The sequence below is a fragment of the Microbacterium sp. CH1 genome, from assembly GCF_001595495.1.
Lineage (GTDB): Bacteria > Actinomycetota > Actinomycetes > Actinomycetales > Microbacteriaceae > Microbacterium.
On sequence record NZ_LOSO01000015.1, the window covers coordinates 241717 to 262445 of the forward strand.

General features: G+C 70.3%; 23 protein-coding genes. 11 read left to right on the forward strand and 12 right to left on the reverse strand.

The genetic code is table 11. The features are described from left to right. Window positions 1–38: 38 nt before the first annotated feature. Complete coding sequence (gene aspS / locus AUV07_RS09465; RefSeq protein WP_062635629.1) at window positions 39–1340, reverse strand: aspartate--tRNA(Asn) ligase; 1302 nt, start codon at window positions 1338–1340, stop codon at window positions 39–41. Window positions 1341–1694: 354 nt separating this feature from the next. Between aspS and AUV07_RS09470 the strand changes: the two genes are divergently transcribed. Together AUV07_RS09470 and AUV07_RS09475 are read left to right on the forward strand one after the other, a co-directional pair. Next, window positions 1695–2714 carry a TerC family protein gene (locus tag AUV07_RS09470; RefSeq protein ID WP_062635631.1) on the forward strand — a complete coding sequence of 340 codons (1020 nt, stop codon included), beginning with the start codon at window positions 1695–1697 and terminating at the stop codon, window positions 2712–2714. 94 nt (window positions 2715–2808) lie between these two features. Then, entirely contained in the window at window positions 2809–4101 is a 1293-nt protein-coding gene (locus AUV07_RS09475; RefSeq protein ID WP_062635633.1) for a hemolysin family protein, read from the forward strand. Window positions 4102–4125: 24 nt separating this feature from the next. Here AUV07_RS09475 and AUV07_RS09480 read toward each other — a convergent pair whose 3' ends face one another. Together AUV07_RS09480 and AUV07_RS09485 are read right to left on the reverse strand one after the other, a co-directional pair. Then, window positions 4126–5028: an arginase family protein gene (locus tag AUV07_RS09480; RefSeq protein WP_082802903.1), complete on the reverse strand. Its 903-nt coding sequence runs from the start codon at window positions 5026–5028 to the stop codon at window positions 4126–4128. A 37-nt stretch (window positions 5029–5065) separates the two neighbouring features. Beyond that, a complete protein-coding gene (locus tag AUV07_RS09485; RefSeq protein ID WP_062635635.1) occupies window positions 5066–5608 on the reverse strand; it encodes a hypothetical protein in 543 nt (180 codons plus the stop codon). Window positions 5609–5765: 157 nt separating this feature from the next. On the opposite strand from AUV07_RS09485, the gene AUV07_RS09490 reads away from it, so the two are divergent. From AUV07_RS09490 to thrC, 3 genes are all read left to right on the forward strand, one after another. Then, window positions 5766–6959: a sensor histidine kinase gene (locus tag AUV07_RS09490; RefSeq protein WP_231868234.1), complete on the forward strand. Its 1194-nt coding sequence runs from the start codon at window positions 5766–5768 to the stop codon at window positions 6957–6959. After that, window positions 6956–7558 carry a response regulator transcription factor gene (locus tag AUV07_RS09495; RefSeq protein WP_062635637.1) on the forward strand — a complete coding sequence of 201 codons (603 nt, stop codon included), beginning with the start codon at window positions 6956–6958 and terminating at the stop codon, window positions 7556–7558. The genes AUV07_RS09490 and AUV07_RS09495 overlap by 4 nt, the downstream gene beginning before the upstream one ends. Window positions 7559–7633: 75 nt before the next feature. Next, window positions 7634–9037 (forward strand): threonine synthase, encoded by a 1404-nt coding sequence (thrC, locus tag AUV07_RS09500; protein WP_062635639.1) that lies wholly within the window; start codon window positions 7634–7636, stop codon window positions 9035–9037. An 85-nt stretch (window positions 9038–9122) separates the two neighbouring features. Here the strand turns inward: thrC and AUV07_RS09505 are convergent, their stop codons facing one another. From AUV07_RS09505 to AUV07_RS09530, 6 genes are all read right to left on the reverse strand, one after another. Further along, window positions 9123–9533, reverse strand: a complete 411-nt coding sequence (locus AUV07_RS09505) for a VOC family protein (protein ID WP_062635641.1) — start codon at window positions 9531–9533, stop codon at window positions 9123–9125. Between the two features lie 44 nt (window positions 9534–9577). Beyond that, window positions 9578–10336, reverse strand: coding sequence for an SDR family oxidoreductase (locus tag AUV07_RS09510; protein ID WP_062635643.1), 759 nt, complete (start codon window positions 10334–10336; stop codon window positions 9578–9580). A gap of 10 nt (window positions 10337–10346) precedes the next feature. Then, a complete protein-coding gene (locus AUV07_RS09515; protein ID WP_062635645.1) occupies window positions 10347–10622 on the reverse strand; it encodes a hypothetical protein in 276 nt (91 codons plus the stop codon). Between the two features lie 145 nt (window positions 10623–10767). Next, complete coding sequence (locus AUV07_RS09520; RefSeq protein WP_062635647.1) at window positions 10768–11937, reverse strand: RtcB family protein; 1170 nt, start codon at window positions 11935–11937, stop codon at window positions 10768–10770. Window positions 11938–12211: 274 nt separating this feature from the next. Further along, complete coding sequence (locus AUV07_RS09525; protein WP_025104493.1) at window positions 12212–12613, reverse strand: VOC family protein; 402 nt, start codon at window positions 12611–12613, stop codon at window positions 12212–12214. A gap of 31 nt (window positions 12614–12644) precedes the next feature. Then, on the reverse strand, window positions 12645–13412 hold the full coding sequence (locus AUV07_RS09530; protein WP_062635648.1) for a siderophore-interacting protein: 768 nt from the start codon (window positions 13410–13412) through the stop codon (window positions 12645–12647). A 100-nt stretch (window positions 13413–13512) separates the two neighbouring features. On the opposite strand from AUV07_RS09530, the gene AUV07_RS09535 reads away from it, so the two are divergent. Genes AUV07_RS09535 through AUV07_RS09550 form a run of 4 tightly spaced genes read left to right on the forward strand, consistent with a single transcriptional unit; the run spans window position 13513 to window position 17332 of the window. After that, entirely contained in the window at window positions 13513–14508 is a 996-nt protein-coding gene (locus tag AUV07_RS09535) for a siderophore ABC transporter substrate-binding protein (RefSeq protein ID WP_062635650.1), read from the forward strand. Window positions 14509–14557: 49 nt separating this feature from the next. Next, the gene (locus AUV07_RS09540; protein WP_062635652.1) at window positions 14558–15544 is read left to right on the forward strand and encodes an ABC transporter permease; all 987 of its coding nucleotides are present in this window, start codon (window positions 14558–14560) and stop codon (window positions 15542–15544) included. Between the two features lie 7 nt (window positions 15545–15551). After that, window positions 15552–16580: an iron chelate uptake ABC transporter family permease subunit gene (locus tag AUV07_RS09545; RefSeq protein WP_062635653.1), complete on the forward strand. Its 1029-nt coding sequence runs from the start codon at window positions 15552–15554 to the stop codon at window positions 16578–16580. Next, on the forward strand, window positions 16577–17332 hold the full coding sequence (locus AUV07_RS09550; RefSeq protein WP_062635655.1) for an iron ABC transporter ATP-binding protein: 756 nt from the start codon (window positions 16577–16579) through the stop codon (window positions 17330–17332). Before AUV07_RS09545 ends, AUV07_RS09550 begins: the two co-directional genes overlap by 4 nt. Window positions 17333–17338: 6 nt before the next feature. Here AUV07_RS09550 and AUV07_RS09555 read toward each other — a convergent pair whose 3' ends face one another. Genes AUV07_RS09555 through AUV07_RS09565 form a run of 3 tightly spaced genes read right to left on the reverse strand, consistent with a single transcriptional unit; the run spans window position 17339 to window position 19301 of the window. Next, entirely contained in the window at window positions 17339–17536 is a 198-nt protein-coding gene (locus AUV07_RS09555; protein WP_025104487.1) for a hypothetical protein, read from the reverse strand. 38 nt (window positions 17537–17574) lie between these two features. After that, on the reverse strand, window positions 17575–18534 hold the full coding sequence (locus AUV07_RS09560) for a DNA-3-methyladenine glycosylase family protein (RefSeq protein WP_062635657.1): 960 nt from the start codon (window positions 18532–18534) through the stop codon (window positions 17575–17577). Window positions 18535–18587: 53 nt separating this feature from the next. Further along, a complete protein-coding gene (locus tag AUV07_RS09565; RefSeq protein WP_060921402.1) occupies window positions 18588–19301 on the reverse strand; it encodes a winged helix-turn-helix domain-containing protein in 714 nt (237 codons plus the stop codon). A 330-nt stretch (window positions 19302–19631) separates the two neighbouring features. Here AUV07_RS09565 and AUV07_RS09570 point away from each other — a divergent pair, with 330 nt between their 5' ends. Next, window positions 19632–19940: a GNAT family N-acetyltransferase gene (locus AUV07_RS09570; RefSeq protein WP_025104484.1), complete on the forward strand. Its 309-nt coding sequence runs from the start codon at window positions 19632–19634 to the stop codon at window positions 19938–19940. 52 nt (window positions 19941–19992) lie between these two features. Continuing rightward, on the forward strand, window positions 19993–20475 hold the full coding sequence (locus tag AUV07_RS09575) for a DIP1984 family protein (RefSeq protein WP_062635659.1): 483 nt from the start codon (window positions 19993–19995) through the stop codon (window positions 20473–20475). Window positions 20476–20729 lie beyond the last annotated feature (254 nt).

The following is a 20729-nucleotide window of genomic DNA, read 5'->3' on the forward strand; positions in this document are numbered from 1 at the left end:
CGACCGCACACCGCGGTCGCCCTCGTCGCGTCCCGGGGCTACGGCGTGAGGCGATGGACGTCGCGCGGGAACAGCGTCACCTCGCGGACGTTGGCCGCCTCGACCAGGCGGCCCACCCAACGCTCCAGCCCGATGGCGAAGCCGCCGTGCGGAGGCATCCCGTGCGCGAACGCCTCCAGGTAGCCGGCGTACGCCGAGGGCGATTCTCCGCGAGCCTCGATCGCAGCGACGACCTCGCTGTGCCGATGCAGCCGCTGTCCGCCGGTCACGAGCTCCAGACCGCGGAACAGGAGGTCGAAGCTGTTGCTCCCCTCCGCGTCGTCGGGCTGCGGATGCGTGTAGAACGGGCGTTTGCGCATCGGGTAGCCCTCGACGGCCAGCACGTCGCTGCCGAACTCCTCCTTCGCCCACGCCCCGAGCGCCCGCTCGTGCGCCGGGGAGACGTCGGGCTCGTCGGCCGGAGCACCGACCCGACGCAGCGCGTCGCGGAAGTGCACGACGGGGATGTCCTCGGGGATGACGGGGAGCGTCACGTCGAGCAGCGCGAGCTCTTCCGCGGCGTCGGTGCGGATGCCGTCGAGCATGCCGCGCAGCACGTCGCCGAGGAGGTGCAGGACGTCGCGGTGGTCGCGGATGAACCCGAGCTCGACGTCCAGCGACACGTACTCGGACAGATGCCGCACGGTGTCGTGGGGCTCGGCCCGGAAGACCGGCCCCACCTCGTAGACGCGCTCGAACACGCCGACGAGCTGCTGCTTGTAGAACTGCGGGCTCTGCGCGAGGTACCCGGTCCGGCCGAAGTAGTCGACGGGGAACACGTTCGCCCCCGACTCGGTCACGGTGTCGACGATCTTCGGGGTCTGCACCTCGGTGAAGTCCGCAGCGTCGAGCACCCGGCGGAACGCGCGCACGCTCGCCGCGGCGATCTGCCAGGTCGCGCGGCGTGCGGGATGACGCCAGGTCACCGCCGCGTGGTCGAGCAGAGTCGGCAGGCTCGTCTCGAGCGTCGGGCGCCACAGCTCCACGACCGGCGGTGCGGCCGGCTCCGACAGGCTCTCGATCTGCGGGTCGACGATCTCGACGCCGCCGGGGGCCTGCGGGTTCGCGGCGACGGTCCCCGTCGCGCGGACCACTGTCTCCTCCGGAGGGAGGCCATCCGCTGGATGCTCGGCGGAACGGACCACGACCTGTGCGAGGCCCGAACGGTCGCGGATGATCAGGAAGGCGACGGTGGCGAGTTCCCTCCGGCGATGGACGTGACCGAGCAGAGTGACGCGGCGGCCGGGGACGATGTGCACGAGCTCCGCGGCGAGAGTGCGGGCGGGGTCGGGTGATCTCATTTCTCCTCCAGGTTGTGGGAGCCCTGGAGGTGTGGGCGGGGGCCAGATCGCGGTGCCACCACACCTTCGCCGGTGAGAAGCCGGCCTCTCGTCGGTACGCCGGACGCGCGGGGACCGCCTGCCCGGAGGCCGGGGGTCGTCACGCCCCGGCGGTCGCCGCGTCCAGTCTAGGGGCGTTCTCGGCAGATCCACAGAATCGCTCGGGTGCCGTCTCGTACCCTGGATTATCCAAGGGGAGTACTCCGACACGGTCGGGTCGTCATTACGGATGCGTCTGCATCCCGGCCTACCGGTCCCGCTCGGGATGGGGAAGACTTTGGCGCTGTTCCGTCACGCCCGAGTCTGGAGTACCCGTTGGAAATCACCCCCTTGATCTGGGTCATCACGATCGCGGTCACCATCGCGTTCTTCGTGTACGAGTTCTTCGCGCACGTCCGCAAGCCGCACGAGCCGAGCATCGGCGAGTCCGCACGCTGGTCGATCTTCTACATCAGCCTCGCGCTGCTCTTCGGCGTGGGCATCGGCATGGTGTCCGGCTGGACCTACGGCGGCGAGTACTTCGCCGGCTACCTCACCGAGAAGGCGCTGTCGATCGACAACCTCTTCGTGTTCCTCATCGTGATGACGGGCTTCGCGGTGCCGAAGATCTATCAGCAGAAGGTGCTGATGATCGGCATCGTGATCGCGCTGATCCTCCGCGGCATCTTCATCGCCGTCGGTGCGACCCTCATCGAGAACTTCTCCTGGATCTTCTACGTCTTCGGCGCGCTGCTGCTCTTCCTCGCGTACCGCCAGGCCTTCAGCAGCCACGAGAGCAACCCCGCGAACGGCCGCTTCATGACGTTCGTCCGTCGCCACCTCCCCGTCAGCGAAGAGTACAACGGCGACAAGCTCACGGTCGTCCAGAAGGGCAAGCGCTACGTCACGCCGATGCTGCTGACGATCATCGCGATCGGCTTCATCGACCTCGTCTTCGCCGTCGACTCAATCCCCGCCATCTACGGCCTCACCGACCAGGCGTACATCGTCTTCACCGCGAACGCGTTCGCGCTGATGGGTCTGCGTCAGCTGTACTTCCTCATCGGCGGTCTGCTGGAGCGCCTGGTGTACCTGGCTCAGGGCCTCGCCGTCATCCTCGCGTTCATCGGCGTGAAGCTCGTGCTGCATGCCCTGCACGTCAACGAGGTGCCGTTCATCAACGGCGGCGAGCCGATGCTGTGGGCGCCCGAGATCCCGATCTGGTTCTCGCTGCTCTTCATCGCCGCGACCATCGCGGTCGCCACCGTCGCGAGCCTGATGAAAACGCGCCGGCACCGCAACGCCGGCTCTTCCTCGACCGATTCCACCCCCACCATCGACAAGGAGCACTCTTGAGCGCGCAGCGCTGTTCTGACTCTTCGGACTCTGACAGTACGAGCACCCGGTTCATCCCGGGTGCTCACCCCGCCACCGAGGAGGTCGCCCGCTGATGGGCGATCTGCTCTGGAACATCGCCCTCGTCCTGCTCTTCGTGCTGATCGGCGGTGTCTTCGCTGCGACGGAGATGGCCCTGGTCACGCTGCGTGAGAGCCAGCTCAACGCGATCGCCGCTCGCGGCCGCCGCGGAGCGAAGGTCGCCGCCCTGGCCCGCAACCCCAACACCTTCCTCTCTGCGGTGCAGATCGGCGTGACCGTGGCGGGCTTCGCGTCCGCCGCCTACGGCGCGACCTCGATCGCGCCGTCCGTCGCGCCGCTGCTGGAGGGCTGGGGTGTCGCGCCTCCGCTCGCGATGACGCTCGCCACGATCGTGCTGACGCTGATCATCGCGTACCTGTCGCTCGTGCTCGGCGAGCTCGTGCCGAAGCGGCTCGCGATCCAGCGCAACGCGCAGTTCGCGTACGCCGTGGCGCCCGCCCTGAACGGCTTCGCGACCGTCATGCGCCCGGTGATCTGGCTGCTGTCGGTCTCGACGAACGCCCTCGTCCGCGTGCTCGGCGGCGACCCGCACAAGACGAGCGACGAGCTCACCGACGAGGAGGTGCGCGACATCGTGGCGACCCACCAGGGCCTGCCCGACGACGAGCGCCGCATCCTCGACGACGTGCTCTCCCTGCGCGGACGTCAGGTGAGCGAGGTCATGCGCCCGCGTCCCGAGGTCGTGGCGCTCGACGAAGCGGCGACCGTGGGGGCGGCGATGGATCAGGTCCGCGAGCTGCCCTTCTCCCGGTACCCCGTGTCCCAGACGTCGATCGACGACATCACCGGCTTCGTGCACGTGCGCGACCTCTTCGAGACTGCGGCCGACGATCCGGAGCGTCCGCTGCAGGGGCTCGTCCGCGACATCCCCTACATCCCGTCCACCGCGCGGGTGCTGCCCACTCTGACGCGCATGCGGGCGGAGGGGCACCACATCGCGGTCGTCGTGGACGAGTACGGCGGCACCGATGGTCTCGTCACGCTGGAGGACCTCGTGGAGGAGGTCGTCGGCGAGATCTTCGACGAGTACGACGCCGAGGTCTTCATCTCCGCCGACGACGGCTTGGACGGGCGCCTCAACCTGCAGGACTTCGAGGAGGCGACGGGGCTCGCGATGCCCCGGGGGTCTTCCGACACGATCGCGGGATTCGTCACCGAGCAGCTCGGCCGGCTCGCCGTGGTCGGCGACACCGTCGAGGTGCCGGGCGCGACCATCCAGGTGGCCGAGGTCGATCGGCGGCGCGTCGCGCGGGTCCGCGTCTCGATGCACACCGATCCGGGTGCCGAGCGGGGCACCGAGGACTGATGCTCGACCGGGTGGCGGGGCGCGTCAGTCGCGCGCTCCGCTGCCCAGCTCGCGCAGTCCGTCGCCGAGGACCTCGGTCAGGAGTCGGGCGTAGCGGCCGTCCGGATCGAGGTCCGGGTCGAACACGGTGATGCTCGCCCCGATCGCCTGCGGGGCGAGGACGCGCAGGAGGGCGGTGAGCTCCGCGGCACCGAGACCGCCCGGGTCTGGGCTGTCGACGGCGGGCATCACCGACGGGTCGAGCACGTCGACGTCGAGCTGCAGCCAGTAGCGACCGCCGGCGGACGCGGCGGTCTCAGCGGCGACCGCGTCGGCTCCGCGCGCCAGCACGTCGGCCGCCGGCGTGACGCGCGCGAGGAGGCCGCGGACCTCCGCCTGCTCCTCGTCGTCGTCGCGGTGCCCGATGTGGGCCGTGCGTGCGGGGGAGAAGTACGACGCGAGTCCGTCGATGTCGGCGATCGCCGGCCAGTGCTCGCCGACCGCGGCCGCCAGCGCTTCGCCGGCCACGCTCGCGCACTCGTCGCTGTTGCCCGGGTGGCGGAAGTCGGTGTGCCCGTCGATGTGCACGAGGCCCGCGCCTCCACGGCGCTTCACGGCGATCCCGGCACCGACGAGGATGCCGCAGTCGCCCCCGATCACGAGCGGGGCGCGGCCCTCGTCGAGGACCTCGCCGATGCGCGAAGCCAGGCGGAGGGAGTGGTCGACGAAGGCGGCCTCGTTCCGCACCCGGCCGGCGGGCCGCGTGGCGTCGTCGTCCACGTAGCGTCCGGCGAGCACGATGCCGCCGTCGCTCGCGCCCTGATCGGTGAAGCGCCGGAACAGCCCCGCCTCCCGGAACGCCTCCGGCGCCTTCGCGGAGCCGGGCACGCTGCCGGGCTCTGGTGGGCGCAGGCCGAGGTTGCTGGGGGCCGACAGCAGAGTGATCATGCGCTCATCCTGCCCCGGGCGTACGACATCTCGACGCTTACCGGATGGCGTAGACGGCGCTCCCGACGATCACCGCGATGACGGTCGTCCAGCCGATGATCGCGACGGCCTGCCACACGAGGATGCGTCCCTTGCCGATGCCGGACGCGGCGAGCATGGTGGCGGTGAAGTGCGTCGGCAGCAGCAGCGGTCCCAGCAGGCTCACCCCGGGGACGCCGTAGCGCTCGAACGCGCGCTGGAACTTCTCGCGGCGGGCGGACCCGCGTCCGGTCTCCGCCGGGACGCCGTCGGCCTCCAGGCTCGTCCCGCCGCCCACCGTCACCGGCTGCTTCGCCCGCGAGCGGTCCACGATGGCTCGGCGGGCGCCCGCGCTGGCGAGCACCAGGATCGCGACGCAGAGGAAGTTGCCGACTATCGCGGCGATGGCCGCGACCACGGGCGGGATGCCGCCGAGGATGCCGATGCTCGCGGCACCCTCGCCTTCGACGAACGGCACCGCTCCGGCGAGGGCGACGATGAGGGGCTGGACGAGGTCGGGGACCTGGGCGACGAGGTTCTGGAAGGTCTCGATGAGGTTCATGGGGGAAGCTCCGGGTGTCGGTGCAGACGGTCTCTCCGTCGCGATGACCCCAGTCCAGTCGATGGCGGCCCGAGACGGCAGTGCCGCCGCGTCACCGCTCTCCGTGCGGTTCGCACCCGGATCCCGTGACATGTGTCACGCCTCTATCGTGGGGAGCGTGAGCAGTCCTTCCCCCGCCCTCTCCGATCCCGGTCCCGGTGCCCGCCAGCTCGCGCGGGGCATCACCGCCACCTGGTGGTACACGGTGACGGCCATCCTCTTCATCGAGCTCATGCTGGTCGGGGCGTGGACTGGCATCGCGGTGGCCCGTGACTTCTCCGGCGTGTCACTCCTCGTCGTGGGCGTCGGCGGCATCGTCTGGACCGCATCCACCCTTCCGCTGCTGATCGACTACCGTCATCGTGTCGACGCCGGGCCGGGAGTGGCATGGCCTCGACTGCTCGTGGCGGTCGTGGTCGCGCTCGCATACGGCGGTGTCGCGGGTGCCATGATCGGCTCCTGGCAGCTCGCCGCGATGCCCGTGGTGCAGGTTTTCGTGCTGTTGAGCTGGCCGCGCGGGGTCCGCGTGCGGGTCGTCGTGGTCGCGACGGTCATCCTCGTCGCTCTCGCCCTGGTCGACTCGGCCATGGCCTTCGCCGCCGGCATCCCGTGGTGGGTCCCGGTGATATACGGCGCCATGCTCCCGGGGATCATCGTGAGCTCGCTGTGGTGGTGGGACGTGCTCGTGACCCTCGATCGGGCACGCGCCTCGGAGGCGCGACTGGCGGCGACGCAGGAGCGCCTGCGCGTGGCGACCGACGTGCACGATCTCCAGGGGCATCATCTCCAGGTGATCGCCCTGCAGCTCGAACTGGCGGAGCGCCTGCTGCCCACCGATCCGCAGGCGGGGATGGAGCAGCTCCGCGCCGCCAGGGCGAGTGTGGACGACGCGCGACAGGGCACCAGGGACCTCGCCACGCGGTTCCGGTCCGTGCCCCTCGGAGACGAGCTGGCGAACGCCCGAGACCTGCTCGCGGCGGCAGGGCTGACGGTGGAGGCGCGGATCCACCCGGATGCGGACGCGGCACCCGCGGCCGACCTCGGCCCGGTGATCCGGGAGACGACCACGAATGTCCTGCGGCACGGACGCGGCGGTCACGCGCGCCTGATCCTCGACCGGACGGCGGACGCCTGGCGGTACGAGGTCGCCAACGACGCCGACCCCGCGGCCGAGGACGGGGCGGGCGGCTCCGGGCTCGAGGGCGTCCGCCGACGGATCGGCGAGGCGGGCGGCACGTTCGAGCAGCGGCGGGACGCCGACGAGTTCGTCGTGACGGTCACCGTGCCCGCGCGGGCGGAGATCGTCCGATGATCCGGGTGCTGCTCGCCGACGACGAGGGCATGATCCGCTCCGCGCTCGCCGCCCTGCTGCGCCTCGAGGCCGACATCGACGTCGTCGCGGAGTGCGCGGACGGCGAGGAGGCCGTCGCCGCCGCCGTCCGGCTCGAACCCGACGTGTGCCTGCTCGATCTGGAGATGCCGGGACTCGACGGCGTGCAGGTCGCCGAGAGGCTCCACCGCACGATCGCGACCCGCTGCATCGTCGTCACCCGGCACGCCCGCCCCGGGGTGCTCCGGCGGGCGCTCGCCTCCGGCGTCTCCGGGTTCGTGCCCAAGTCGCGAGGAGCGGACGAGCTCGCCGCGATCATCCGCCGCGTCGCGGCCGGCGCCCGGTACGTCGATCCGGAGATCGCCGCGGATGCGCTGAGCGACGAGCGGTCGCCGCTCACCGATCGGGAGCTGGATGTGCTCCGCGCCGGGCGTCGAGGGGAGACCACGGGACAGATCGCGCGGGCGCTCGCGCTGGCGCCGGGGACGGTGCGCAACCACATCTCCGTCATCCTCGGGAAGCTCTCGGTGAGCACCCGTCAGCAGGCCGTGCTCGTCGCCGAGGAGCGCGGCTGGATCTGAGCATCGTCACGCGTCCGATTCGGTCGTCACGGCCTGCGAGAATGGAGGCGCCGAGTCCCGAGCCGAGGAGCACACGTGCCGTTCATCTCCACCCGCGGCGGCATGCAGCCGCAGTCGTTCAGCGAGACGCTGCTGGAGGGCCTGGCGCCCGACGGCGGCCTGGCCGTCCCCGACGTCATGCCCGAGGTCGACGGCGAGACGCTCGAGCGCTGGCGAGCCCTGACCTATCCGCAGTTGGCGACCGAGGTGCTCGGCCTCTTCGCGACCGACATCCCGCGGGAGGACCTCGCCCGGATGACGGCGGCGGCGTACGCGGACTTCCCGGACGGCGTCGTCCCGCTGCGTCGCGTGGACGATGACCTCACGCTGGTCGGTCTCTCCGAGGGCCCGACGCTGGCGTTCAAGGACATGGCCATGCAGTTCCTCGGGCAGGTGCTGGAGTACACGCTCGAGCGCCAGGGCTCGGTCCTCAACATCCTCGGGGCGACCTCGGGTGACACCGGCTCGGCCGCGGAGCACGCCCTGCGCGGCAAGGAGCGCGTCGCGGTGTTCATGCTGTCGCCGCAGGGCCGGATGAGCGCGTTCCAGCGGGCGCAGATGTTCTCGCTCGACGACGCGAACGTGCACAACATCGCGGTGGAGGGCGTCTTCGACGACTGCCAGAACCTCGTGAAGAAGCTCGCCGGCGACCTCGACTTCAAGCGCGCTCAGCACCTGGGCGCCGTGAACTCGATCAACCTCGCCCGCATCACCGCGCAGACGGTCTACTACTTCTGGGCGTGGCTGCGCGCGACCGACGCCGGCGGCTGGGCCGAGGTGTCGTTCACCGTCCCCTCGGGGAACTTCGGCAACATCCTCTCCGGATTCTTCGCGAAGCAGATGGGGCTGCCGATCCGGCGCCTCGTCTTGGCCGCGAACGAGAACAACGTGCTCGACGAGTTCTTCCGCACGGGGGTGTATCGCCCCCGCAGCGCCGCCCAGACGCTGGCGACCTCGAGCCCGTCGATGGACATCTCGAAGGCATCGAACCTCGAGCGCTTCATCTTCGAGCTCGTCGACCGCGATCCGGCGCGAGTGGTCGGTGCGTGGGACGACCTGGAGGCCCAGGGCTTCTTCGACTTCTCGGCCGAGCAGCCGCGCTTCGCGGAGGAGTTCGGCATCGTGAGCGGCACCTCGACGCACGAAGATCGGCTCGCGACCATCCGCGACGTGTACGAGGCCTCCGGCGAGGTGATCGACCCGCACACCGCCGACGGCGTGAAGGTCGCGCGGGAGTATGTCGAGCCCGGAGTGCCGATGCTGGTGCTGGAGACGGCCAAGCCCGAGAAGTTCGCCGAGACGATCCACGAGGCCATCGGGGTCGAGCTGGCGTACGCCCCCGAGCTGCGCGCCATGCTCGACGCCCCCCAGCACGTGACCGAGATGCCCGACGACGAGCACGCTCTCCGTGCCTTCATCGAGGAGAACGCCCTCCACTGACCCGCGAGACCCCGCTTTCGCGCCGAAACCCCCTGTCCCGGACGCCGGAGACAGGGGGTTTCGACGTGAACCCGGGGGCTCGGCGTCACTCGGGGTCGCCGTGCAGCATCCAGGCGATCCCGAAGCGGTCGACGAGCATCCCGAACGTCCCGCCCCACGGCGGCACATCGAGCGGCATCGTGATCGTGGCGCCCTCGGAGAGGCGGTCCCACACCTGCCGGGTCACCTCCTGGGTGTTGCCGCTCAGGGACACGGAGACGCCCTGCGGCTTCTCGTAGGTCATGCCCTCCGGGGTGTCCGAGGCCATGAGCACGAGGCCGTCGGGGGTCGTGAGCTGCGCATGCATCACGAGGTCCTTCTGGCTCGGATCCTGCACCATGTCGGGGAAGTCGCCGAAGACCGTGATGTCGAGATCTCCGCCGAGGACTCCCCGGTAGAACTCCATGGCATCGCGGGCCTCGGTGCGGAAGGACAGGTAGGGATTGAGGTTCGCCATGCGTGCTCCTGGTCGCTCGACTGCTGGAAGACCCCCGCCCCTCCTCAGTCTGCGCGCGCCGGCACCGCCTCGGCAAGCCATTCTGCGAACGTCTGCGTCCCGCGCACGGCCTCCGGTCCCGGCAGCGCCTTCCCCGCGCGCATCCCCGCCATCTGCGGGCCGGGCACGTTCAGCGCCGGGATCCAGCCGCGGTACCCGATGCGCCGCGCGTACGCCCGCACCATGTCGGCGAGCTGCTCTTCGCGGGGGCCGGCGAAATCAGGCACTCGACCCTGCGCGTCCCCGGTCGCGAGCGTGACGAGCCGTTCCGCGACCTCGCGGGCCGCCACCGGCTGCGTGCGCGCACGCGGAGCGAGATGCAGCGGCCCCGCCTTCGCGCGCGCGAACATCTGGGCGGCGAACTCGTGGAACTGCGTGGCGCGGAGGATCGTCGAGGGGACGGCGGCCGCGGAGACCAGTTTCTCCTGGGCCACCTTTCCCGCGTAGTAGTCGTAGGGGATCCGGTCGATGCCGACGATGGAGAGCAGGACGACGTGTCCCACGCCGGTGTCCGCGGCGGCGGCGAGGAGGTTCCCGGTGGCGGCGGTGAAGAACTCGATCGCCGTGCTCGCCTTCAGGGTCTCGACGCTCACGACATCGATCACGGCATCGGCTCCGGTCAGCGCCGCCTCCAGCCCGCGCCCGCTGACCAGGTCGACGCCGTGTGAACGACTGAGCACGACGGCCTCATGACCGGCGCTCCGGACGGCCTCCACCGTGGGCGTGCCGACGACGCCTGTCCCTCCTGCGACGACGATCCTCATGCGTCGATCCTCACTCCCGATCCAGCCCGAACGTGCGCTTCACGAGCGCCTGCACATGAAGGTCGAGCCCGTCGATGCGGGTGTTGACGCCGTCGATGCGTGTGCCGACCGCGTCGAAGCGGGTGTTGACCGCATCGAAGCGCGCGGTCATCTCGTTGCGCAGGCCGCCGATCTCGCTGCGGAGGACGCGGATGAACAGCGTCGAGACGACCGTGAGCATGCCCATCATCAGCGCCGTGAACGCGCCGATCATGGTCCAGACCTGCGCACCGTCCATGGTTTCCATCCCCTCATCGTGGCACCGGATCCTTCAGCCTGCCAGCATCCTGGCGGACGCCACGCCCGGCCACTCGCGCTCTGTGGAGACACCGGAGATCGCGGGGATCGGGGAGGAAGGGCCGGGTGAGGATCCCTCCTCACCCGGCCCTCGGTCAGTCGCCCTTCACGTTCACGAGCTGTCGCAGCGTGTGCCGGATCCGCACGAGGCTCGCCGCATCGTCCATCACCCGATCGATGGGCTTGTAGGCCTGAGGGATCTCGTCGATGAAGGCGTCGGTGTCCCGGAACTCGATGCCGGCCATGGCCTCCCGCAGCTGCGCGTGGGTGAACGTCTTCCGCGCCGCGGACCGCGAGTACTCCCGCCCGGCGCCGTGCGGGGAGGAGTTCAGCGACAGCGGGTCGCCGAGCCCCTCCACCACGTACGATGCCGTGCCCATCGACCCGGGGATGAGTCCGGGCCGACCCGCGTCCGCCTGGATCGCGCCCTTGCGGGACACCCAGACGCGCTTTCCGAAGTGCATCTCCGACTCCGTGAAGTTGTGGTGGCAGTTGATCCGCTCCTCCTCCTCGACCGGGGCGCCGAGGAAGTCGGAGAGCTGCCGGATGACGCGGTCCATCATCTCCTCGCGGTTCAGCAGCGCGAAGTGCTGCGCCCACCGGAGCTCGCGGATGTAGCGCGTGAACTCCGGCGTGCCCTCGACGAGGTAGGCCAGGTCGGCGTCGGGCAGGTCGATCCACCACTGCTTCGCCAGCCGCTGCGCGACCGCGATGTGGTGCCCGGCGATCTTGTTGCCCACGCCACGGGACCCGGAATGCAGGAACAGCCAGACCCGGTCGAGCTCGTCCACCGACACCTCGATGAAGTGGTTCCCCGAGCCGAGCGTGCCGAGCTGGAGCCGCCAGTTCTTCGCGTAGCCCTCGGGGTCGAACTCGGCCGCACGGGCTCGCTCCTCCAGCTCGGCGATGCGCGGTGCGGCCGTCGCCACGACCTTGTTGTTGTAGCGCCCGGCGGACAGCGGGATCGCGCGCTCGATCTGCTCCCGGAGCGCGGCGAGGTCGCGCCCGTCGAGGTCGTCCTTCGTGAACGGCGTGCGGACGGCGATCATGCCGCAGCCGATGTCGACGCCGACTGCCGCGGGGATGATCGCGCCGAGCGTCGGGATGACCGACCCGACGGTTGCGCCCTTGCCGAGGTGCGCATCCGGCATCAGCGCCAGGTGCGGGTGGATGAACGGCATGCGTGAGGTGGTGCGGGCCTGATCGAGGGTCTTCTCATCGATCAGGGACGCCCACGACAGCAGCCGCGCGGAGAGCCTCTCCATGATTCCCTTCCTTGTGGTGGTGTCCGGCCACAGGTCAGGGAGTCTTCCGACGGAAAACGCCCCGGACCTGACGGTGCGGGGCGTTGCGAGAGCGGATGCTGTCACACGGCGCGCGCCGGAGGGTACGACTCGTCGCGGTCATTGCGCTTCTGCGGAAGGGGCAATGCCACGTTCTGGGGAAGATTCCGCGGGGCGGTCATCCGTCGTCTCCTCGGCTGGTGTGCGGCGCCGGTCGGCGCAGCCTTGCCATCCTAGGCGGCGACACGCCCGGGCGTCAAGCGTCCTTCGGCGGGTTGTACATGAACTCGAGCCGGATGCCGTCGGCGTCCTCGACGAAGGAGGCGTAATACCGCTCGCTGTACCGCGGATACTCCTTCGGCTCGCGCACCGCGGTCCAGCCGGCGTCGAGAGCGAGGTCGTGGAGTCGGTCGACCTCGGCGCGCGACGGCACCGCGAAGGCCATGTGCTGCCAGCCGACGCGGCCGTGGCGGTGGGGGGTGGAGTCGTCGTCCCACGTGTAGAGGATGATCTCGGTTTCGTCGCCGGTGTGCCAGGAGATCGAGTGATCGTCCTCCCCGCCGAGCTCGTAGCCGAGCGCGGTGAGCACGGGATGGAACTGCGCGCGTCCGCGCTCCAGGTCGGCGACGGTGATGCCCAGGTGATCGAGGAGAGCCATGCGCCCAGTCTGTCAGCGCACCGGTCGCCTGTCAGTGCGGAGCATGGTATTCGGCTTCGCCGCGCTTCCAGTAGCCCTTCACGACGGCGTTCGCGCTGTCCACGCCCCAGCGTGCAAGCAGGGCACGGCCGGGCTTCACGATGGACTGCTCGGCGGCGATGAAGACGAACGGGTCGTCTCCGACGACTTCGTCCGCGGTCAGCGCGTCGAGGAAGGCGATCAGCGCGGAGCCGGCCGGCGCGTCGCCGCGGTGCAGCCACTCGACAGGCACCGGAGCGTCGATCTCGACCTCGCGGCCGGCCGACACCGTCTCGATGACGATGCGTGCGGGGGTGCCGGCGGGGATGAGGGCGGCGAAGCGACGGATCGCGGGGATGGCGGTCTCGTCGCCGACGAGGAGCCAGGATCCCGGCTCTCCGGTGAGGACGGCGGCGCCGCGTGGCCCGCCGACGCCGATGGTCGACCCGAGCGGGGCGTTCGCGGCCCACGGGGCGGCCACGCCCTGATCGCCGTGCACGGCGAACTCCACGTCGAGCCAGTCGTCACCCCAGGCGAGGGGCGTGTACTCGCGGCTCGGGGAGGCCCGCAGCTCCTCCACCGAGTCCACGGGGCCGCTCGGGAAGAAGAGCCGCATGTGGTCGTCGGAGCCCGGGGAGTCGAAGCCGGCGAGGTCGGGCCCGGACAGGCGGACGCGCACGAAATCCGGAGCGAGCCATTCGCGGGCGCTCAGCGTGACGTTGCGGAAGCGCAGCTCGAGGCCGCGACGCTCGATCGAGAAACCGGATTTCGTATCGCTCATAAAGTAAGGCTAACCTAAAAACCGACGCGGTCGGCTCGCCCGCCCGTCGGACCGGCGCCCCGCGAGGGCGCACACATCCCCGCAGAACAGGAGTCTCTCCATGTCCGTGCCCAGAACCCTCACCGCCACGAGCGTCGCTCTCGTCGGCCTGCTCGCCCTCTCCGGCTGCGCGTCCGGCGGCGAAGCCGAACCCGAAGAGACGACGGCGGAATCGGGGACCGTGACCATCGAGGACAACACCGGCACGCACGAGATCACCACGCCGCCGGCCTCGGTCGTCGCTCTGGACAACCGGACCTTCCAGACCCTCTCCGACTGGGGCATCGAGCTCTCCGCCGGCGCGGTCTCCCTCATGCCGGAGACCGTCTCCTACGTGAAGGACGAGGACATCGTCGACATCGGCCTGCACTCCGAGCCCGACCTCGAGGCCATCGTCGCCGCCGACCCCGACCTCATCATCAGCGGCCAGCGGTTCACGCAGCACAACGAGGCCATCGCCGAGCTCGTCCCTGACGCCACGATCATCGACCTGGAGCCGCGGGACGGCGAGCCCTTCGACGAGGAGCTCAAGCGGCAGACCATCGCCCTGGGCGAGATCTTCGGCAAGCAGGACGAGGCCCAGAAGCTCGTCGAGGAGTTCGACGCCGCTGTGGACCGCGCGAAGGCGGCCTACGACGACGCCGACACCGTCATGGCGGTGAACACCTCGGGCGGGCAGATCGGCTACCTCGCTCCGACCGTCGGCCGCTCGCTGGGACCGATCTACGACATGCTCGGCCTCACGCCGGCACTGCAGGTCGACGACGCGACCGACGACCACCAGGGCGACGAGATCTCGGTCGAGGCGATCGCCGCCTCGAACCCCGACTGGATCCTGGTGCTCGACCGGGATGCCGTGTTCGCCGCGGAGACGCCGGACTACGTGCAGGCGGCGGAGATCATCGAGAGCTCCGAGGCGCTCGCCGGCGTGACCGCCGTGAAGGACGACCAGATCGTCTACATGCCCACGGACACCTACCTCAACGAGAGCATCCAGACGTACACGACGTTCCTCAACGACCTCGCCGACGCGCTCGAGAAGGGCGCCGACAAGTAAGGGCTGTGCGGCGGCGTTTCGACCGGGGCGCCGCCGCCGGCATCCCCTCATGACCTCTCCTCTCCTCACATCGACACCGCGATCGTCCGCACGGCTGTTCGACCCGAAGCTGCTCATCGGTCTCCTCGTCGTGGCGGCACTCCTGGTGATCTCGCTCTTCACCGGCGTGTACGACATCGCCGGTGCGGACGACGGCGCGCAGATGTTCCAGATCACTCGCGTCCCCCGCACGATGGCGCTCGTGCTCGCCGGCGCGGCGATGGCGATGGCCGGCCTCGTGATGCAGCTGCTCACGCAGAACCGCTTCGTCGAGCCGACCACCACCGGGACCACGGAGTGGGCGGGACTCGGGCTCCTCGCCGTGATGGTCCTCGTGCCGCAGCCCTCCCTTCCGCTGCGCATGGCCGGAGCCGTGCTCGCCGCGTTCGTCGGCACGATGGTGTTCTTCGCGTTCCTCCGCCGCGTCGCGTTGAAGTCGTCGCTCATCGTGCCCATCGTCGGCATCATGCTGGGCGCGGTGGTCGGCGCCATCACGACCTACTTCGCCCTCGCCACGAACTCGCTGCAGATCATCGGCGTCTGGTTCGCGGGCAGCTTCACGTCGGTCATGCGCGGCCAGTACGAGATGCTGTGGATCGTCGCCATCATCGGCGTCATCGTCTTCCTCGTGGCCGACCGGCTGACCATCGCCGGGCTGGGGGAGGAGGTCGCCACCAACGTCGGGGTGAACTACAACCGGATGATCCTGCTCGGCACCGCCCTCATCGCGGTGACGACCGGCGTGGTCACCGTCGTCGTCGGCAACCTCCCCTTCCTGGGGCTCATCGTCCCGAACATCGTCTCGATGGTCCGCGGCGACGACCTGCGCAGCAACCTGCCGTGGGTGTGTCTTCTCGGCATCGCGATCGTCACCGTCTGCGACATCATCGGGCGGACGATCATCATGCCGTTCGAGGTGCCGGTGTCCCTGATCCTCGGTGTCGTCGGCGCCGTCGTGTTCGTGCTCCTCCTCCTTCGGCAGCGTCGTCGTGGCTGAGGCGACGATGACGGCGACCCCCGCCCCGCGGACGACGCGGTCGGCCGGGGCGTTCACGACCCCACGGGCGCGCCGCCGCTACATCGTCGTGCTGGTGGTGCTCGGCGTGATCGCCCTCGGTTCCGCCTTCGGTCTCCTCGCCTGGGACAACCCTCTCCCCGTCGGCACCCCCGGTTTCTGGCGCATCGCGCAGCACCGCGCGACCGCCGTGGTCGTGATGGCGCTCGTCGCGGTCGCCCAGGCCGTCGCCACGGTGAGCTTCCAGACCGTCACGAACAACCGGATCATCACTCCCTCGATCATGGGTTTCGAGTCGTTGTACCGCGTCGTGCAGACCACGACCGTGTACCTCTTCGGGGTCGCGGGGCTGGTGGCGATCCAGGGCGTCGGTCAGTTCGCCCTCCAGGTGCTCGTCATGGTCGGGCTCGCCGTCGTGCTCTACGGGTGGCTGCTCTCGGGCCGATACGGCAACCTCCAGATCATGCTGCTCGTGGGCATCGTGATCGGGGGAGGCCTCGGGGCGATCGCCACCTTCATGCAGCGTCTGCTCACCCCCAGCGAGTTCGATGTGCTCGCCGCGCGGCTGTTCGGCAACGTCTCCAACGCCGACCCGTCGTACCTCCCGCTCGCGGTCCCGCTCGTGATCGCAGCGTCCGCCCTCCTATGGCTGCGGTCCCGGCGGTTGAACGTGCTCGCGCTCGGTCCCGATGCCGCGCGATCGCTGGGGCTCGACCACCGCAGGGAGCAGTTCCTTGTCCTGACGCTCGTCGCGGTGCTGATGGCCACCTCCACCGCCCTGGTCGGACCGATGACGTTCCTGGGCTTCCTCGTGGCGACGCTCGCCTACCAGTTCGCCGACACGCACGACCATCGGCTGATCTTCCCGGTCGCCGTCCTCACCGCATTCTCGATCCTGGCGGGGGCGTACTTCGTCATGAAGAACGTCTTCTACGCGCAGGGCATGGTGTCGATCCTCATCGAGATCGTGGGCGGCACCGTGTTCCTCATCGTCATCCTCCGAAAGGGCAGACTGTGATCGCACTCGACGGCGTCCGCCGTGACTACAGCAGCGAGGTGGCGATCGGCCCCGTCGACCTCCGTATCCCGACCGGCGGCATCACCGCCCTCATCGGGCCGAACGGTGCGGGCAAGTCGACGCTCCTGACCATGATCGGCAGGCTGAACGGGATGGACGCCGGAGCCATCGAGATCGCCGGGCTCGACGTCGCCTCCACGAAGTCGAAGGATCTGGCCAAGGTGGTCTCGATCCTCCGCCAGGAGAACCACTTCGTGACCAGGCTCACCGTGCGCCAGCTCGTGGGCTTCGGCCGCTTCCCGCACTCCCAGGGGCGGTTGACGAGGGCCGACGAGGAGGTCATCAGCCAGGCGATCGACTTCCTCGATCTGGGGGCGCTCGAGGGGCGCTACCTCGACGAGCTCTCCGGAGGACAGCGGCAGCGGGCCTACGTGGCCATGGTCCTCGCGCAGGACACGGAGTTCGTGCTGCTGGACGAGCCCCTCAACAACCTCGACATGCGGCACGCCGTGCAGATGATGAAGCACCTGCGGCGGGCGGCGGAGGAGCTCGGGCGCACGATCGTCATCGTGCTGCACGACATCAATTTCGCCGGGCACTACGCCGACCACATCTGCGCCATGAAGGACGGCCGGGTGGTGGAGTTCGGCCCGCCGGCGGAGATCATGACGGACGACGTGCTGAGCCGGGTGTTCGACACCCCGGTACAGGTCGTGGAGGGCCCGTCCGGCCCCCTCGCCGTCTACTACTGACGGGCGTCAGAGCTCGACGCCGTGGTCCTCGTCGTTCACGCCCGCGTTGTGACCGCGGCGGGACTCGTAGCCGAGGAACCAGCCGAACCACACGATCGCGGCGAGCAGCACGCCCAGCCAGACGTTCTGGAAGATGAGGCCGAGGACGACACCGGCGATCAGCAGGCCGACCGTGACGAAGATGCGCAGGGCGGTACGGGACATGCGCTCAGCATACGTCGGTCGCTGTGATCACAGACCGATCAGCGTCGGCGGTGGTCCTCCGGGGCGAGCCGGGGTCCGCGCCGCGCCTCGGCGACGCCGCTCGCGAAGATGAGCCGGATGACGCGCTGCCGGTGGCCGGCCCAGGGGGCGAGCAGCTCGATCATGCCGGCATCGTCCGTGCGGTGCCCGGTCAGGGCATGCCCGACCTCGTGTGCCAGATGGTAGTCGCCGACACTGACGGCATCGGGGTCGCCCAGCGCGCGGATCCGGGTCTCCGCAGCGGTCCAGACGCCGACCCCGGGCAGGCTCGTGAGCACGCGGTCACGGTCAGCGCCGGTCGTGGCCGCTCGGACGGCAGCGGCGATGCGGTCGCCGCGCTCCGCCGCCCGCACGATGGTCTTCGACTGGGGCGGCTCCACTCCGGCGCGATGCCACGCCCAGGACGGGATGCGTCGCCACTGCGCCGCCGTGGGAGCGACGGCCATCGGTCGCGGCGTCGGCCCCGGTGCCGGGTCGCCGTAGCGCGACACGAGGTACCTCCAGGCGCCGAAGGCCTGCATGGAGGTGACCTTCTGCTCGAGGATGCCGCAGGCGAGGGCATCGAAGACCTCATCCGTCCGCGCGAGCCGGATGCCGGGGTGTCGCCGGGCCGCCTCGGCGATGAGGGGGTGCAGGGAGGGATCGAAGCCGGTCGGGTCGTCGCCGGCACCGCACAGCGCCGGCACGAGGGCGAGGGCGTGCTCGGCACCCGGACCCCAGGCGGTCGCCTTGACCTCGTTCCCCGACATCCGCAGGGCGAGCGTCGACGGACCCTGCGGCGTGCGGACCGCGCGCCAGATGACCGGGCCGTCGAAGACCGTCGTCGGATCGGTGCCGCCGCGGCGCAGCATGCCGACGGTGCGCCGGAGATCGAGCGGATGCGGCGGGCGGTACGTCGTCTCCCGCGGAGGGTCCGCGTGGACGGCGCCCGCCGTCGCGGGGGCGGCGGCGAGGGTCATGCGCCCACCCTACGCGCGGCTCCTGACACCGGCCTCCCGGCGAGGGGAGCGCGTCAGAAGCGGTCGGGCGACGGGGTTCCGTGGCCGTAGCGGATGACGACGTCGGCGTGACGGTCGAACCGGTAGCCGATGCCGCGCACGGTGCGGACGATGTCCTCGTACCGGCCGAGCTTCGCCCGCAGCCGGCGCACGTGCACGTCGATCGTGCGCTCGCCCGGCGTCTCGTCGTCCTGGGCCTGCCAGAGGGCGGCGACGAGCTCGCTGCGCTCGATCGTGCGGCCCTCGCGGAGGACGAGGTACTGCAGCAGCTCGAACTCCTTGTAGGTGAAGGCGGCGGATTCGCCGTCGATGAGCACGCGCTTGCGGGAGATGTCGACCGTGACGCCGGACTCCTCGGGCGTGGTCTCCTCCTCGGCAGCGGCCTTGGTGCGGGCGATCGCGCCGGGCTCCTGCAGGGCGAGACGCACGACGTCGAGGTCTCGGCCGCCGGAGCCGTGCGGGGCGAGGGCGACGGTGGCGTGGGTCTCGGCGCCGGGCGCGAGCTCGGCCAGCGTGCGGCGGAGGGCGTCGACGAGCAGCGGAAGGCTCACACCGGCTTCGGCGGCCTTGATCTCGTCCAGGCCGACGTAGAGGGCGAAGCCGCGGGGCGAGCGGACGGCGGGGAGATCGGCGCCGGCCGGGGCCAGCGGGGCCGACGACTCGGCGGGTCGGACGGTGCGGTTCGGGGCGGTGACGGCGGGACGCTCGAGAAGGGCGGAGTTCGACATGATGATGGGTCCTCAGGACGTGAGCCCGACGGGAGGGGGCTCGGATGCGTTGCACGAATGACCGGCGGAGCCGGGGAAGCGAGCACGGGTGTGTGCTCGGGACGCTGCTCTCGCAGATGGCGAGGAGTCAGGTCAGGCGAGGTGGCTGTTCGTTCAGCGACACATTCGGCAACACATGTCAACGCGACCGGGCATCATCATCCCGGCAGTCCCGTTCGCCTCCTGGGCGGACAAAGGGCGTGCGTTGATGGTCATGGGGGGATTATGTCCGATCGTGACGGGACATGTCAAAACGCCCGGGCGCGTCGCAAGAGGCGTAACGTGACACGGATGACGATCTCGCACACCGTCGGCGGCTTCATCCTGACCGACGAGAAGGACGCATCGCGGTACACCCTCACGCGCGACGGGAAGCTCGTCAGCGTGCTCGACTACCGGGACGACGGCCACACGGTCGCGCTCACCCGGGCCTACACGGTCCCGGCATTCCGCGGGAACGGGTACGCCGGGAAGGTGGTCGAGGGGGCGGTGGCCGACATCGCGGAGCGCGGCGACCGCAAGGTGGACGCCGTGTGCTGGTACGTGGCGGAGTGGTTCGCCGCGCACCCCGAGCAGTCGGGTCTGCTCCGCACGCGCTGACCTTCCGCCTGTATGACGAACTGTTACGGCCGCCGCCTGCGAGGATGAGGGCATGAGACTCGCCGAAGCCCTCGCAGCCCGCGCCGACCTGCAGCGCCGCATCGAGCAGCTGCGAGCGCGCATCGTCGGGAACGCCCGGTACCAGGAGGGCGAGGAGCCCGCCGAGGACGCGACGGCGTTGATCGAGGAGGCGGAGGCCGCGTTGACCCGGCTGCAGAGCCTCATCCGCCGCATCAACGTCACGAACGCCCGGCTCGACCTCGGCCCGGACGGGACGATGACCGATGCGCTGGCCGCCCGGGACGTGCTGCGCCTGCGTCACGCCGTGCTCACGGAAGCGGCGGCCGCGGCCTCGGGGGCGAACGAGCAGTACCTGCGGCAGATGCGCTCGGAGCTGCGGCAGGTGTCGGCGCTGCCCGTCGCCGCGCTGCGTGCGCGGGCGGATGCGGTCGCCCAGGAGCTCCGAGAGCTCGACAACCGGATCCAGCAGGCGAACTGGTCGCACGACCTCGAGGAGGAGAGCGGAAGTCGGTAGTCGCGACGGAGCGGGCACAACCCTCAGCCGGCGGGGCAAGCCCGGCTCCTGTGGGCGGAGGGCAGCCCTGATCTCGCATCGCGCAGCCCCGCACGCCGCACAGGTGAAGGTGCACAGCGCATCTCGCATCACCGCGTGCCGGTCGCCGCGACGAGGGTGGGTCAGGGGACCTTCCGCTTCCTCCTCATGACTCGGGAGATGGCGCTCCCGGCACGCCTCGGAGGGAATGTCCGAGGGTCTTCGTACCGTGGGGG